Raw genomic sequence first — 14,836 nt, 5'->3', positions numbered from 1 at the left:
ATCATAAATAAAAAATATATGAAGACATCCGTTTTTTTGGAAAAATTACAAGAAGAATTAGAAGAAGATGAAACGCTTACATTAGATACGAATCTGAAAGCATTAGAAAGCTATGACTCTATCAGCTTACTTTCCGTTATCGCTTTTGTAGACGAAAATTTCAATAAAAAAGTTGATACAAAACATTTTAAAGACATTGAAACGGTTTCAGATCTAAGAGATCTTATTGGTAAAGAAAACTTTGAAGATTAATGAATCAGTTTTCATTAAAAGATAAAATTATTCTTATTACAGGGGCTTCTTCCGGGATCGGGAGAAGCTGTTCTGTAGAATGCAGCAAGAGTGGGGCAAATCTCATCCTTATTGCAAGGAATGAAGAAGAGCTACAGAAAACAGTCTCTATGCTGGCTCAGGATACTCAAGTAGAAACTATCATTGCTGATATTGCTCAGTGTGAGAACCTTGAAGAGCTGATCGCTGAAAAAGTTTCGGTATTGGGTAAGGTCTCAGGCTTTATTCACTGTGCAGGTGTTGAAAAGACATTGCCGCTTAAAAAACATACCCCGCAGCTATATCACGATATTTTTGCCGTGAATGTTATTGCCGGATTTGAAATTGCCAAGATTTTATCCCTTAAAAAATACAAGACCGAAACAGCTAGTTTTGTATTTATTTCTTCCGTAGCAGGTATGGTGGGAGAAATTGGGAAAGCTGCTTATTCTTCCAGTAAAGGAGCTGTTATTTCAGGAGCACGTTCTATGGCTATGGAACTTTCCAGAAGCAATATACGGGTAAATAGTATCAGCCCTGCCATGGTCAATACTCCAATCTTGGAAAAAATGTTTGAAAATATTGGGGAAGCTGCTGCTGAGGAAATCCTTAAAAAGCATCCACTTGGAATCGGAAAACCCGAAGATGTGGCGAATGCTTGTATCTTCCTGCTTTCTGATGCTGCAAGATGGATCACAGGTTCTAATTTGGTAGTAGACGGCGGGTACTCTGCTCAGTAATTATTTTTGATAAAGATTTTCGATGATCTCTTCAACGGTGTTGAAAATCTTCTGATTATCAAATTGATCTTCTATGGTTTCCAGGTTTTTTCTGATATGAGCGATAAGTTCAGTATCTGTCAGAAATGTTTTCATGGCTTCATACATTTCATTCGTGTCATAATTGATGAGGTATCCGGTTTCTTTATCTCTTATCATTACTCCTACATCTCCGGTATCCGTAGCGATAATAGGAGTCTGAAGGATCAATGCTTCTGCCACTACTAGCGGCCACGCCTCTGATTCGGAGGAAAGAATGAAGTAATCTGCATTCTTTATGTAAGGATAAGGATTCATCCTATTGCCCAATAGCATAAAGGTATTCTGTACGTTATTAGCCTGAATTTGTTCTGTCAGGTTTTTCATCTCTTCACCGTTACCAACAATCACAATACTGTGCTTAAATCCATCATCAATCAGTTTTTTGTGAGCATCGATAAGTTTATGATACCCTTTTCTGGTGTGAAGACGACCTACGGAAACAAAAACCGGCCCTTGTGGAAAATCTTGTATTTTTTCTTCTGCTTTCTTTTTGATTTCCTCAATAGGAATCGCATTAATGACTACACTTTCTGCCGGATATTGCAGATCCGGATAAGATAGGTGCATAATGTCTTTGATCTTTTGAGAACAATAGATCATGTGGTCAAACTGTGGAAAGTTTTTAAGAATATCCGGAACCAAAGGCTTCATTCCAGGGATATTGATTTCGGAATGAAACCATCCTATTTTTTTGGAAGCGTGATTGCTGGAATTGATAACCGATGAGAAGGCGGCATAGGTGGGAGCAATCTCGATATCAAATTTTTTATTTCCCAGAATATGATCCGATACTGTATGGTCTTTTAATGCCTTTGAAAGTTTTAGTCTTCGGCGAACAAGCTGAAGCTTATGAACAAGAGGATTTTGAGAGAAGCTTTCTTTTCCTTCCGTTAGATACACTTTTTTTACATGCTTTGGAAATTCATCCTTCAGTTCACCCTGATTCAGGTTGAGGCAAACCGTAATGTCAAACTTATCAGGATTAAGATTGTTAAGCATACTTAATATTACTTTTTCTACTCCTCCCATTTCCATAGAACGGTGTCTGAAAAGAACCTGTATTTTTTTGTTTTCTGACATTATCTGAAAAGTTTTTGTAATGTAATGACTATATTTTTCTTTATCCTGTACCAAATTCCATGCTGATATTCCAACAATGCGAAAATCTCCTGATGAGTGGTGTATTTTTCCGGAATCTTTTTCCCATTGATGCTGGTGAGGTTTCTTCTCTTCATAGTTGCCAAAACAACCTGAGCAAAGTAATCATACGATTTTCCTTTGTTGTCGTTTTGAGAAATACCTCCGGAATGGGCTCTGTAAAGATAATTGGTATCCTCTATAAAATAAACATCACCTTTTTCATACATTTTGAGGTACAGATCCTGATCTTCTGCAATCCTTAATTCCGTATTCATCTTTTCTGTTTTTTCATAAACATCCTTTCTGAACGTTACAAAATGATTGATCTGATTGGGATAATTAAAGAAATAAGGGTCCCCATTCCTTACCTGCATGGCAGATTTAAAAGGGGTAATAGGTTTCAGATCCTTGTCACATCCCATAAAACGGGAATAAGTAAGGACTACTTTTTTTTTATTTTTAAAAATCTGTATTGCCTTTTCGATAGCTGTAGGAAGTATGGCATCATCAGGGTCTACAAAACCACAGATTTCTCCGGTAGCCAATTCTATAAGTCTGCTTTTGGTAACACCGACACCGCTGTTTTTTTCATTTTCAAAAAACTTGAATCTTTCATCTCCTGCAATAAGAGCTTTTACTTGTTCTCTTTCATTTTCTGAAGATGCATCATCTACTACAACAGCTTCCCAATCTGGGTAGGTTTGTTTTGTAAGGGAATCGTAACAGTCCCTAAACAACGCGGCATTATTGTAATGAGCAATAAGTACGGAAAACTTCATATTGTTTTTATAATGAGTGTTGATCATTTATTCCTGTCTGATAATTACAGTACTTTGCATTTTTATCAGGTATTGCAGACGAATACTTCAGGAAATATACGGAAAGAAAATTGTTCATTGAAAAATGAAATTCTGATGACAAACTGGCATTTTTCATAATAGGGATAGAGGCAATGCTTTTTTTTCACTTGGGTTACACAAATATAATCTGTTTTTATATAAATGAAAAAAAAATCTTTATTTTTGCTTTATTAAAGGCAACACAGTGAGTGAAATAACAAGAGTTCTCAAAACATTTATCGGATATCTGAAAAGACCCGACCTTTATCCGGAACTGGGCCGGAAAATTATTAAAAATACTGTTAACAGAGGCAATGCCTTTAAGGGAAAGGAAAAGACCAATTCCTGGGCAGCTGGAAGAGCAGTATCACAGAAAGAAGCAGTTTTAAAGTTGTTTGGACTTGAAATAGATGCTTTTCGTAATGATTATCAAGATATTTTGGCTACAGCAGCACAAAGAGAAAAGGATTGTCCCGTGAAAATGGGTGGGCCTGGTGCTTTGGAGCTGATCTATTATGCATGTGAGTTTGCTAATGCTCAGCATGTTGTGGAAACAGGAGTTGCATATGGATGGTCTTCATTGGCTTCCCTTTTATCTCTGGTAAAAAGAAACGGAACACTGTATAGTTCAGACATGCCATATCTTGCTCAGGATGGAGACCAATATGTAGGATATGTAGTCCCTGAGACTCTTAAAGGCAATTGGAAATTATTCCGTTTTGCAGATAGAGAATCCTTACCAAAGATCTTTTCTGAAAGTGCTACGTTTGACGTTCTTCACTATGACTCTGACAAGAGTTATAATGGAAGAATGTGGGCTTATGATGAGCTTTACAGCCATTTAAGAAAAGGAGGTGTTTTCATCAGTGATGATATTGGTGATAATTCTGCTTATCAGGATTTCTGTGAAAAGAATAATATAGAGACTACGGTAGTAGAATACGAAGGAAAATACATTGGTGTTTTCATTAAATAGTTTTTTAGAAAGATAATTATTGATCTCTTTTCTAATGCATTTCAATGAAAATAATATTAGCTCTTTAGTTGAAGATTTCTGGATGAAAAAATGTGCATATAAAATGTATAGTACAGTTGTTTAAGCGGTTTTTATGAAAATAAGCCAGATTACATTTACCAGATTTCTTGCGGCTATGGCGATTGTTATTTCCCATTTCAATAAAGATCTGTTTTTATATAAAATTAATTATATATCCAATATATTCCTGAAAGCTAATGTAGGAGTGAGCTACTTCTTCATTCTTTCAGGTTTTATTATGATTGTGGCTTATCACAAAAAAAATAGAATCGAATATTTTGATTACTATAGAAATCGGTTCGCCAGAATCTACCCTTTGTATGTATTGGGACTTTTGTTGTATTTGGTAACCCGATATTCCAATTTCAGTATCTATAAAGGTTTTTTGTATTTGTTTGGACTTCAGAGCTGGATTCCCGGTGAGGCGATGATCCTGAATTTTCCCGGGTGGTCTATTTCGGTAGAATTTCTATTTTACCTGTTGTTTCCTTTACTGTATAATTATTTTTATTCCAAAGGAAATAAAAGTATTTGGGTAGTAACGGTTATTATCTGGATCATGACCCAGGTATTTTGCAGCCTTTATGTAGATTCTTCTTATTATAAAGGGCCACATACAGAAAGCCACGAGTTATTGTACTACTTTCCACTGATGCATATTAATGAATTCCTGGTTGGGAATCTTGCAGGATTATTTTTTGTGAAGAACTCAGGTCAGAAGAATTATGATGTACCGGTAATTATTATCTTCGGGCTCATATTATTGTCATTGATTTTTCTTCCATGGTTTTATCATAACGGATTGATGGCATTACTTTTTATTCCGCTCATTGTTTTAATCTCTAAAAATAACGGAGTTTTGACGAAGGTATTTTCTTTGAAACCTCTGGAATATCTTGGGGAGGCTAGCTATGCTGTATATATTACCCATATTCCTGTTCTTTACATTCTGAGAGAAGTGGTAGGTAAATATAATTTTTCCATTGACACTGTATTCGGGATTTATATAATCGTTGTTATCCTGACTTCTATTTTGTTTTATCAATGTATTGAAAAGCCATTAAGAGATTATCTGAAAAAGGTGAATATCAGATAAAAATCTTTATTTTTGTAGCAAAGCAACACAATTATGGAAATGAAAATTGTTCCCAATACCTATATTTCAGATGATGATCTGATACAGAAATTTACTTGTTACGAATATTATAAAAAAGGGCTTTCAGCTGAAGAAGAGGATACATTGATGTTTTAATAAAAAGAATATTTATGTATAAAACATTTTCGGAGCTTAAAAAAGAACTTCGTAAAGATTCCAAAGAATTAAAAAAAATAAAGATTGCCCTGTTGGGTGATACGGCAACTCAATTCCTGAATGTTGCTTTAAAAGGAACAGCAATAGGCGAAGGTTTTGAGTTTGATATTTTTGAGGCTGATTTCGGTCAGATCTCCCGCCAGATTCTGGATCCAACATCTGAATACTATGAGTTCAATGCTCATTATACGATTATTTTTGAATCCTCGCATAAGTTGTTGGCTCAATATTACAAATCATATGATCCACAGGTTTGTTTTGCAGAAAATAAGCTTGCTTATGTGACAGAGTTATATCAAACGATACAGGAACGAAGCAAAAGCAGGGTAATCTACTGTAATTTTCCATCGATCAATAATCAGGTTTTTGGAAACTTTTCCAATAAGGTAGAATCTTCATTCGTTTTCCAGCAGAATAAACTTAATTATCTTCTTTCGGCAGAAATTGCTTTTAAAAATGATAATTTTTTTATTGCTGATCTGGTTTCCATTCAGAATAAATGGGGAAGAGATTTTATGTTTTCTCCTAATATCTATGTGAATACGGAAATGGTGCTGTCTCTTGATATACTACCTATTGTAGCTCATCATATTACCGGAATTATTTCATCACTGGAAGGAAAATTTAAGAAATGTCTGATTCTTGATCTGGATAATACTACCTGGGGTGGGATTATTGGTGATGATGGTCTTGAAAAAATACAGATCGGAAGTTTTGGGATCGGAAAAGCATTTACAGAATTTCAATATTGGGTGAAGGCGCTTCAGCAAAGAGGAATAATCCTTGCGGTCTGCAGTAAAAATGATGAAGATAAAGCCAAAGAACCTTTCGAGAAACACCCTGATATGGTTCTAAAGCTTGAAGATATTGCTGTTTTTGTAGCCAATTGGGAGAATAAGGCGGATAACATCAGGAAAATTCAGGGAATTTTGAATATAGGATTAGATTCTATGGTGTTCCTGGATGATAATCCGTTTGAAAGGAATATTGTAAGAGAAAACCTGCCTGAGGTTTGTGTTCCGGAACTTCCGGAAGATCCGGCAGAATATCTGGAATACCTTTACAGCTTAAATCTTTTCGAAACAGCAAGCTTTTCAGAAAATGATACTGAAAGAACGAAACAGTATCAGGTAGAAGCTCAAAGGGCTGTTGATGTAGAGCGATTCACCAACGTTGAAGATTTTCTAAAGAGTCTTCATATGGTTTCTGATGTTCAGGCATTCAACAATTTTTCAAAACCGAGGGTTTCACAATTGACACAACGTTCTAATCAGTTTAATCTGAGAACAGTACGGTATACAGAACAGGATGTTGAAGAATTGATGAATTCAGATACTCATTATACCATTTCTTTTACTCTTGAAGATAAGTATGGTGATAATGGACTGATCTGTGTAATTGTTCTTGAAAAGAAAGATCAGGAAACGCTCTTCATAGATACATGGCTAATGAGCTGCCGTGTTCTGAAAAGAGGAATGGAAGACTTTACTTTAAATACAATCATAGATACAGCCCGTAAAAATGGATATAAATATGTAGAAGGAGAGTTTATTCCAACGGCTAAAAACCAAATGGTGATGAACCATTATGAAGGACTGGGTTTCACTGAAAAAGATGAACGATGGGTACTGGATGTAGAGAAATACGAAAACAAACAAGTATATATAAATCATAAACTATAAAACATATTACAAACTATTATGAACAAGGATGAAATTTTAATTAAACTGACTGATATTTTCCGTGATGAATTAGACAATAATGAAATTGTATTGACTCCAGAACTACAGCAGAAGATATTGAAGAATGGGATTCACTTTCTCATATTCAGTTAATTGTAGCGGTAGAAAAAGGCTTTGGAATCCGTTTTACTTCATCGGAAATCAGAAGCTGGAATGATGTAGGTGAAATGATAGACTCTATAACTTCTAAATAACAACTGTTGTATGCTTCTTAATTCATACAGCTTTATATTATTCTTTATTGCGCTTTATTTTATTTATTATCTAAGCGGGAAAACCTCAAAGATCCAAAATATCATTCTGCTTGTGGGAAGCTATGTCTTTTATAGCAGTTGGAGCTGGGAGTTTTTATTTTTATTGATGGCTACAACAGGGGTTACCTATTTTGTTGGAAATAAAATAAAATCTGCTTCAAAAGATACCTCTAAAGTATGGTGGCTGAGGTCAGGGGTTTTTATTGTCCTGATTCAGCTTTTATATTTTAAATATTTTAATTTTTTCATTGAGAACTTCAATGATTTCCTGCATCTTTTTGGAGTTGAAAATCAATTAGGAGTATTGAAAATTATCCTTCCGATAGGGATCAGTTTCTATTCGTTTAGAATGATAAGCTATTTGTTGGATATCAGAAATAATAAATTGAAGGAAATTCCATCTCTGTTGGATTATGCGGTTTTTATTGCCTTTTTTCCATGTATTATTGCCGGGCCAATCGACCGAGCTACCCCATTTTTGAAGAATCTGAAAATAAAAAGAGAATTTTCTTCCCCTCAATTTACAGATGGATTGAAACAAATTTTATGGGGGCTTTTCAAGAAGCTGGTAGTAGCAGATAATATTGCAGGAATTACCTCTCCGCTATTTGAGTCTTATCATACCTTAAATGGAAGTGCTTTATTCGTTGGGGCAATATTATATTTTATCCAGTTGTATTCAGATTTCTCAGGATATACAGATATGGCAATAGGGATTTCCAAGCTGTTAGGGATTAAAATTCAGCCTAACTTTAATTATCCATTGTTTGCTCAAAATGTGGCTGATTATTGGAGAAGATGGCATATTTCTTTAACCTCCTGGCTTACTGAATACGTTTTCACTCCTTTATCTATTCATTTCAGAGATTATGATAAATATGGATTGATTATGGCCATCATTATTAATTTTCTGGTGGTGGGCTTCTGGCATGGGGCAGAATGGCATTATATTGTTCACGGGTTGGTAAGCGGAATCATGTTTATTCCATTGATTTTGAGTGGGAAAATGAATAAAAAGGTGAAAACATCTAACAACTTCATTCCAACAAAAGACGAAATAAAGAATATTCCGGTAACGTTTGTTCTTTTTACTCTATTAATGATTCTTTTCTTTTCAAAAGATATGGAAATGGCTGCGAAATATTATCAGGGAATTTTCTCATTATCATTTTTCCAGTTGCCCAATTTTCCAATCCAAAAAGAAGTTATATTGGTAATGGTATTTATGGTATTGCTGGAATGGGGGAACCGGGATAAAGAATATGCCATTAAAGAGATTTTTGTAAAGAGAAACATTGTTTTACGATGGGGCTTTTATTATATATTGGTGTTTTTAGTTTTTCTGTTTTATATTGCTCCTAAAGGGTTTATGTATGCTATGTTTTAGCAGATTAACGGAAATAATAGGAAGAACTTAGTAAGCTCCGGCATAATTTGAATTATGAAGAAATCACTTTTAAGATTGGCGATGTTTTCTATACTACCTTTGTTGGTATTAGGATATGCCGTCTATTTTTTAACACATAATACTGATGATTTTTATAAGAGGTTTACATCTCCTCAGCAGAACTCTTTTATATTGGGGAGTTCCAGAGCTGCGTTGATGGATCCTTTCATCATGGATCGTATTTTACATCCAAAATATCCCAATACGGCTATATATAATTATTCCTTTACGTGGGCACATTCCCCTTATGGACCTAAATATCTGGAGTCTATTGAGAAAAAAATAAAGCCAGAAACAAAGGATGGTGTTTTTATTGTAACAGTTGAGCCTACAGCTTTAATGGTTGACAAAAAGAAACCGGATAGTCCGGAATTTTATATTGAAAATGATAAAAGCGTTGCAAAGACTTCTATGGTGGCTATCAGTCCCAATATCGAATATCTGTTTGAAAGTTACGATCCATCCATTACCAATGAGCTCAATAAAAAAATACTACCTCCTAAAAACGTAGTGGGAGTTTCTACGATCCTGGACAACGGAAAATATGATTTGAAAATCATAAAAAAGGTTGCACCGGAAAAGCAGGAGATGTCCAACAAAAAGAATATGATAAAATTTCAGGAAAGGATTGACGGATTGAAAGTGTCTGAAAATAGAATTCTTTATCTTGAAAAAACAATTGAGTTTCTTAAGCAACACGGAAAGGTGATGGTCATAAGAATGCCTGTTAATAAAGCACCTTATTCAATAGAAGAAAAAGCATTTCCGGATTTTGATAACCGTATGGAAGCTGTTGCCTTGAAAACAAAAGTCTCCTATATCAATTATAATAAATTGGAGAATAGCTACCAGTGGCTGGATGAGGTTCATTTGGATAAAAAATCTGTGGAAGCTTTTTCGGGAGTTGTAGCAAGGAATGTTTTATCTCATTGAATAATGCCGAGGTTATTTTAAGCGGTTGAAAGTAGATTATTTTTAGAAAAAAAAGATAATATATAAGGTTTTAGTAATAAGAATTGTAAATTTAATTTCAGAATTTACTGAAAGTGTCAGGAGAGTAATTAAGATCAGAAAACAAATCGTGTAACCTAAAACACTTACAATGATTGAAATAATAAATATTCCCCCATTAATAAAGAGTATTCCATCGGAGAAAGACTTAATATTTGTATTTTTTTGTAAAAAGAATCATATGAAAGTAGAAACAATCGGTTTCAGAGAATTGTTATAATCCATATCTTCTAATTACTATGTTATTCAATTCAATAGGATTTCTTATTTTTTTACCAATAGTATTTTGTCTTTATTGGTTTGTTTTCAATAGAAAATTTCAGGAACAGAACAGGTTGCTGTTATTGGCCAGCTTTTATTTTTATGCCTGTTGGGATTGGAGATTCCTTTTTTTGCTAATGTTTTCTATCGGATTGGATTATTTATCAGGAATTAAAATTGAGAACAGTAAGACGAATCGGGAAGCTAAATTCTGGCTTACTTTAAGTATTGCTATCAATCTAGGCTTTCTAGGATTCTTTAAATATTATAATTTCTTTGTGGAGAGCTTTGCAGATCTTCTTAGCGGTTTTGGTTTTAAGGTCAATGTTTGGCTACTCAACGTTATACTTCCTGTAGGAATTTCGTTTTACACATTTCATGGGCTCTCTTATGTGATTGATGTCTATAAAAAAAGAATAAAAGCAGAAAGAAGCTTTACAGACTATGCTGTTTTTGTAAGTTATTTCCCTCTTCTTGTAGCGGGTCCTATCGAAAGGGCAACGCATCTTTTGCCCCAGATACAGCGGGAAAGAGTTTTCAATTATGAGCAAGCTGTAGATGGAATGCGGCAGATTCTATGGGGATTTTTCAAAAAAATGGTTATTGCAGATAACTGTGCTCCGCTGGTGAACGAGATATTTAATAATTATCAAACGGAAAGTCCCGGAACTCTTGTGATAGGAACTGTATTGTTTGCTTTTCAGATCTACGGAGATTTCTCAGGATATTCAGATATTGCACTGGGAGTTTCAAGATTATTTGGGATTGAATTGTTGAAAAACTTTGCATTCCCTTATTTTTCCAGAGATATTGCCGAATTCTGGAGAAGGTGGCATATTTCGCTTTCTTCCTGGTTTAGAGACTATTTATACATTCCATTGGGTGGAAGTAAAGGCGGGATTTTGATGAAGATCAGGAATACATTTATTATTTTCCTGGTTTCGGGGTTCTGGCATGGAGCAAACTGGACATTTATGATCTGGGGAGGACTTAATGCTCTGTATTTTATGCCTTTACTGATCATGAACAGAAATCGTCAGAATATAGAAGTTGCTGCCCAGGGAAAATTTTTACCCTCTTTTAAGGAGTGTTTTCAGATGCTGCTTACTTTTTTGATCACCTGTATCGCCTGGATTTTTTTCAGGGCAGAATCTGTAACACAGGCGATTCATTACATCGGAAGAATCTTTAGTCGTGAATTACTTTCTATTCCACATCCATTGCCGATAAAAGTATTAGCATTGATAGGATTTATGCTAATTGTAGAATGGATCAACAGGGAGAGGTTTCACGGATTGGAAATTAAAAGATTTGGCTCATGGATAAGGCATATTTCTTATCTCGTTATTATTTATATCATTCTCCGTTATGCCAACTTCGGGAATAATGAATTTATTTATTTTCAGTTTTAGCATGAAGAAGTTTTTAATTAAAATAGTGCCTTATTTTGTTGCTGTACTTATTGTATTGGCCATTCTTGGTTCTTTTGCAGATGGGAATACAGATGATAATTATATGCATTTTGCGGTTAAAAAACCACAGAATATGATATTGGGAGATTCTCGTGGCTCTCAGGGAGTGGTTCCGGGAGTATTGAAAAATAAGCTTTCCACAAATTTTGATAATTTTTCTTTAAATATTGTAGAATCACCCTATGGACAGATCTACTTTAAAGCCTTAAAAAGAAAATTAGATCCTGAAACCAAAAATGGAATTTTCATTTTGACCGTAAGTCCATGGAATCTATCACTAAATAAGAGTATCAAAGAAGAAAAAGATTTCCCTGAAGAACACTCTCCATTGAATGATATGTTTTTTTATGATCAGTCTCCTAATTATGAATATCTGCTAAAGCATTATACACGAAGCTGGTTCAAGATTTACACCGAAAGAGCAGAACTGGGACGATCCAATACTTTTCTTCATCAAGATGGATGGCTGGAAGTAAATATCAATATGCATAGAGACTCTGTAGCAGTGAGAACAAATAAAAAAGAGCTTTTTTATAAGGATCTGGCTAATACGGTAGAGCTTTCACCGGAGCGTATCAAAGCTATCAATGAAATGATTAATTATCTAAGAACAAAAGGTAAGGTTTATCTGGTTCGTCTTCCTACATCAAAAGGACTCATAACTATTGAAAATCAAAAGTATCCTTCTTTTAATAAATTGCTTAAGGATATGGCAAGGAAGCAGAATGTGAAGTTTTTTGACTTCTCAGAAAATTACTCAGAATATAATTATACGGATGGAAACCATTTGTATAAAGAATCAAGTAGAAAGATTACGGGCCGCATTGCAGATTCTATTCTTGCAAGCAGAGGGAGATAGGGGGTATAACTTACAATAAATTATTCCTGAAATTAATGTTATAAATTCCAGATCTGATGCTTTTGTAGTCTGTTATAAGATATTTCATGATCATCCCCCATTTTTTTGAATTGGAAGCATTAGCGATCTGAAAACTTCTGTACATTCTTTTGATATGAAGCTTTATATGTTCAGGAAGAGTAGGTTCATTTTCTGCCCAGATATCTACTTCTTTCCATAAAAGAACGCGCGTTGTAGCCGGATTTACTTTTTTAGAATCTACCTGAGTAATTCTGTTGTCTTCATGTACACCACGTATAGCCACAGCTTTGTCTAAAATTCCGGGATATAGATTAAGGTAATAAGATAGCCTAAACAGAAATTCTGTATCCTGATGTAGTCGTAAGCTAGCTTTAAATAAAGGATCCATTTTTTTAATTAAACAATCTTTACGGATCGTTAAAGCATCTATACTGAATAAGCCAAAGCTGCCCAGCATATAGATTTGCCCAGGGAAAACATCTTTAGGCTCATGTCTTTTATAAACAGTAGTTAGCCGGTCTCCAAATAAAGAATAATATTGTTGTTTCGCCTTTTCAGTATAATAATGAACACCAAGTGCACCATATACACCTTCTACTTCTGGCTTTTTGAAAAGTTCTCTTTCAGCATCAAATCTATTGGGAAGAAAATAATCATCCGCATCCAGAAAAGCAATAAAGTCTCCGGTAGATTTTTCTATTCCTAAATTCCTTGTAGGTCCTGCGCCATGATTTCCTTTATCAGTATGTTGATAAAGTTTTACCCTGGCATACTTTTCTGCAAGCTGCTGACAAACCTCCAATGCATTATCAGGTGATTTGTCTTCAATCAGGATGATTTCATAGACATCATCGAATTGCAAAGCAGATTCCACCGCCTGGGAAACATATTTTTCGGCGTTGTAAACGGGAATAATTACTGAGATTTTCATTTTTTGTCAACTTAATTTTTTTATACCATTCGTGTGTGTAAAAGCTTTGCAAGATAATCAATTATAAAGACTTATGTCTAAATTTTTTTATGGAAAAAAAGATATATTGTTTCTTTAATTTTTGATTCAAAAATTCTGCCGAATTAAAGGAAATAAATGATTTTAACAGAAATTTTTAATGCATTCTTTTTTTGATTTTGTGTTTTAATTTAAGTTGTAATCTATGGTTGTAGTTTTTAAGAGATTAATGAATGTCTGAAATTAATATTATATAGTCCAGACCTTATGCTATGATAATCGGTAAAGAAGTTTTTATGATCATTCCCCATTTTTTTAGCAAAGGAGCTTTTGCAATTTCAAAGCTGCGGTGCATCCTTTTAATGTGAATCCTGACATCTTCGGAAATCTCGTTTTCAGTCTGCGACCAAAGATCTACTTCTTTCCAAAGTATAGCCCTTGATACTGCAGGATTTATGACACGTAGATCTACTTTTGTGATTCTATTATTCTCATGTACCCCTCTTATAGCTATTGCTTTATCTAGAATTCCAGGATAAAGATCGAGATAATAAGAAAGACGAAATAGAAATTCCGTGTCTTCATGAAGTCTTAAATGAGGTTTGAATAATGGTTTTACTTTATTCATTAAAGACTCCCTGCGTACTGTTAAGGTATCAATACTAAACAGTCCAAAACTTCCCAACATGTGAAGCTGTCCCGGAAAAACATCTTTGGGTTCGTATTTTTTATAGACTGTGGTTAGCCTGTCTCCAAATAACTGGTAGTATTGTTCTTTGGCTTTTTCAGAATAGTAATGTACTCCAAGGGCTCCATAAACTCCTTCGACTTTTGGATCCTTAAATAATTCCTTTTCAGCATCGAATCTATTGGGTAGGAAATAGTCGTCTGCATCGAGAAAGGCAACAAAGTCACCGGTTGATTTTTCTATTCCCAAGTTTCTGCTTGGGCCGGCACCATGGTTTTCCTTATCCGGGTGCTGGTAGAGTTTTACTTTTTCATGTTTTTCGGCTAGCTGGTGACATATTTTTAATGCGTTGTCCGGGGACTTATCTTCAATCAGAATGATTTCGTGTACTTCATCAAACGGAAGAACAGAGTCTACTGCCTGAGAAACAAACTTTTCTGCATTATAAACGGGAATAACTACTGAGATCCTCATTTCTTCTCCTTTTTACAATAAATTTAGAATTACAATTGCGTTTTATTAGTACCTTTTGAATTCGAAATTTAAGCTTTTAATTTTATTTTAAGGTATTAAGATTTTGTTTTTTTCTATAAAATGGCCGACACACACCATAGATGTAATCACAGCAGTGATTTATGTCAAAAAATTCTTCATTTTAAAGTGAAAAAATAAAATAAAATCCTCTTTTGTGGGAATTATTATTGCTGGTTTTGG

General features: G+C 34.4%; 15 protein-coding genes. 11 read left to right on the top strand and 4 right to left on the bottom strand.

Going from position 1 to position 14,836, the window contains the following annotated elements:
• Positions 1–18 precede the first annotated feature (18 nt).
• Together QWZ06_RS24835 and QWZ06_RS24830 are read left to right on the top strand one after the other, a co-directional pair.
• A complete protein-coding gene (locus tag QWZ06_RS24835; protein ID WP_160137063.1) occupies positions 19–252 on the top strand; it encodes a phosphopantetheine-binding protein in 234 nt (77 codons plus the stop codon).
• On the top strand, positions 252–1,010 hold the full coding sequence (locus QWZ06_RS24830; protein WP_290301804.1) for an SDR family NAD(P)-dependent oxidoreductase: 759 nt from the start codon (positions 252–254) through the stop codon (positions 1,008–1,010). The genes QWZ06_RS24835 and QWZ06_RS24830 overlap by 1 nt, the downstream gene beginning before the upstream one ends.
• Here QWZ06_RS24830 and QWZ06_RS24825 read toward each other — a convergent pair whose 3' ends face one another.
• A complete protein-coding gene (locus QWZ06_RS24825) occupies positions 1,011–2,171 on the bottom strand; it encodes a glycosyltransferase (RefSeq protein ID WP_290301803.1) in 1,161 nt (386 codons plus the stop codon).
• Positions 2,171–3,010, bottom strand: coding sequence for a glycosyltransferase family 2 protein (locus QWZ06_RS24820; protein ID WP_290301802.1), 840 nt, complete (start codon positions 3,008–3,010; stop codon positions 2,171–2,173). The genes QWZ06_RS24825 and QWZ06_RS24820 overlap by 1 nt, the downstream gene beginning before the upstream one ends.
• 265 nt (positions 3,011–3,275) lie before the next feature.
• Here QWZ06_RS24820 and QWZ06_RS24815 point away from each other — a divergent pair, with 265 nt between their 5' ends.
• From QWZ06_RS24815 to QWZ06_RS24775, 9 genes are all read left to right on the top strand, one after another.
• Positions 3,276–4,046: a class I SAM-dependent methyltransferase gene (locus QWZ06_RS24815; RefSeq protein ID WP_290301801.1), complete on the top strand. Its 771-nt coding sequence runs from the start codon at positions 3,276–3,278 to the stop codon at positions 4,044–4,046.
• 133 nt (positions 4,047–4,179) lie between these two features.
• Positions 4,180–5,202 (top strand): acyltransferase family protein, encoded by a 1,023-nt coding sequence (locus QWZ06_RS24810; protein ID WP_290301800.1) that lies wholly within the window; start codon positions 4,180–4,182, stop codon positions 5,200–5,202.
• A 33-nt stretch (positions 5,203–5,235) separates the two neighbouring features.
• A complete protein-coding gene (locus QWZ06_RS24805) occupies positions 5,236–5,358 on the top strand; it encodes a hypothetical protein (protein ID WP_290301799.1) in 123 nt (40 codons plus the stop codon).
• Between the two features lie 14 nt (positions 5,359–5,372).
• The gene (locus QWZ06_RS24800; protein WP_290301798.1) at positions 5,373–7,100 is read left to right on the top strand and encodes an HAD-IIIC family phosphatase; all 1,728 of its coding nucleotides are present in this window, start codon (positions 5,373–5,375) and stop codon (positions 7,098–7,100) included.
• Between the two features lie 18 nt (positions 7,101–7,118).
• Positions 7,119–7,253, top strand: a complete 135-nt coding sequence (locus QWZ06_RS24795) for a hypothetical protein (protein WP_290301797.1) — start codon at positions 7,119–7,121, stop codon at positions 7,251–7,253.
• A gap of 111 nt (positions 7,254–7,364) precedes the next feature.
• Entirely contained in the window at positions 7,365–8,801 is a 1,437-nt protein-coding gene (locus QWZ06_RS24790; RefSeq protein ID WP_290301796.1) for an MBOAT family O-acyltransferase, read from the top strand.
• A 54-nt stretch (positions 8,802–8,855) separates the two neighbouring features.
• The gene (locus tag QWZ06_RS24785) at positions 8,856–9,794 is read left to right on the top strand and encodes a hypothetical protein (RefSeq protein WP_290301795.1); all 939 of its coding nucleotides are present in this window, start codon (positions 8,856–8,858) and stop codon (positions 9,792–9,794) included.
• 317 nt (positions 9,795–10,111) lie between these two features.
• Positions 10,112–11,545: an MBOAT family O-acyltransferase gene (locus tag QWZ06_RS24780; protein WP_290301794.1), complete on the top strand. Its 1,434-nt coding sequence runs from the start codon at positions 10,112–10,114 to the stop codon at positions 11,543–11,545.
• Position 11,546: 1 nt separating this feature from the next.
• On the top strand, positions 11,547–12,464 hold the full coding sequence (locus QWZ06_RS24775) for an SGNH/GDSL hydrolase family protein (RefSeq protein WP_290301793.1): 918 nt from the start codon (positions 11,547–11,549) through the stop codon (positions 12,462–12,464).
• 10 nt (positions 12,465–12,474) lie between these two features.
• Here the strand turns inward: QWZ06_RS24775 and QWZ06_RS24770 are convergent, their stop codons facing one another.
• Entirely contained in the window at positions 12,475–13,416 is a 942-nt protein-coding gene (locus tag QWZ06_RS24770) for a glycosyltransferase family 2 protein (protein WP_290301792.1), read from the bottom strand.
• A 283-nt stretch (positions 13,417–13,699) separates the two neighbouring features.
• The gene (locus QWZ06_RS24765; RefSeq protein ID WP_290301791.1) at positions 13,700–14,596 is read right to left on the bottom strand and encodes a glycosyltransferase family 2 protein; all 897 of its coding nucleotides are present in this window, start codon (positions 14,594–14,596) and stop codon (positions 13,700–13,702) included.
• Positions 14,597–14,836: the final 240 nt, after the last annotated feature.

The sequence above is a fragment of the Chryseobacterium tructae genome, from assembly GCF_030409875.1.
Classification (GTDB): domain Bacteria; phylum Bacteroidota; class Bacteroidia; order Flavobacteriales; family Weeksellaceae; genus Chryseobacterium; species Chryseobacterium tructae.
This window is presented reverse-complemented; position numbering and strand designations above follow the sequence as displayed.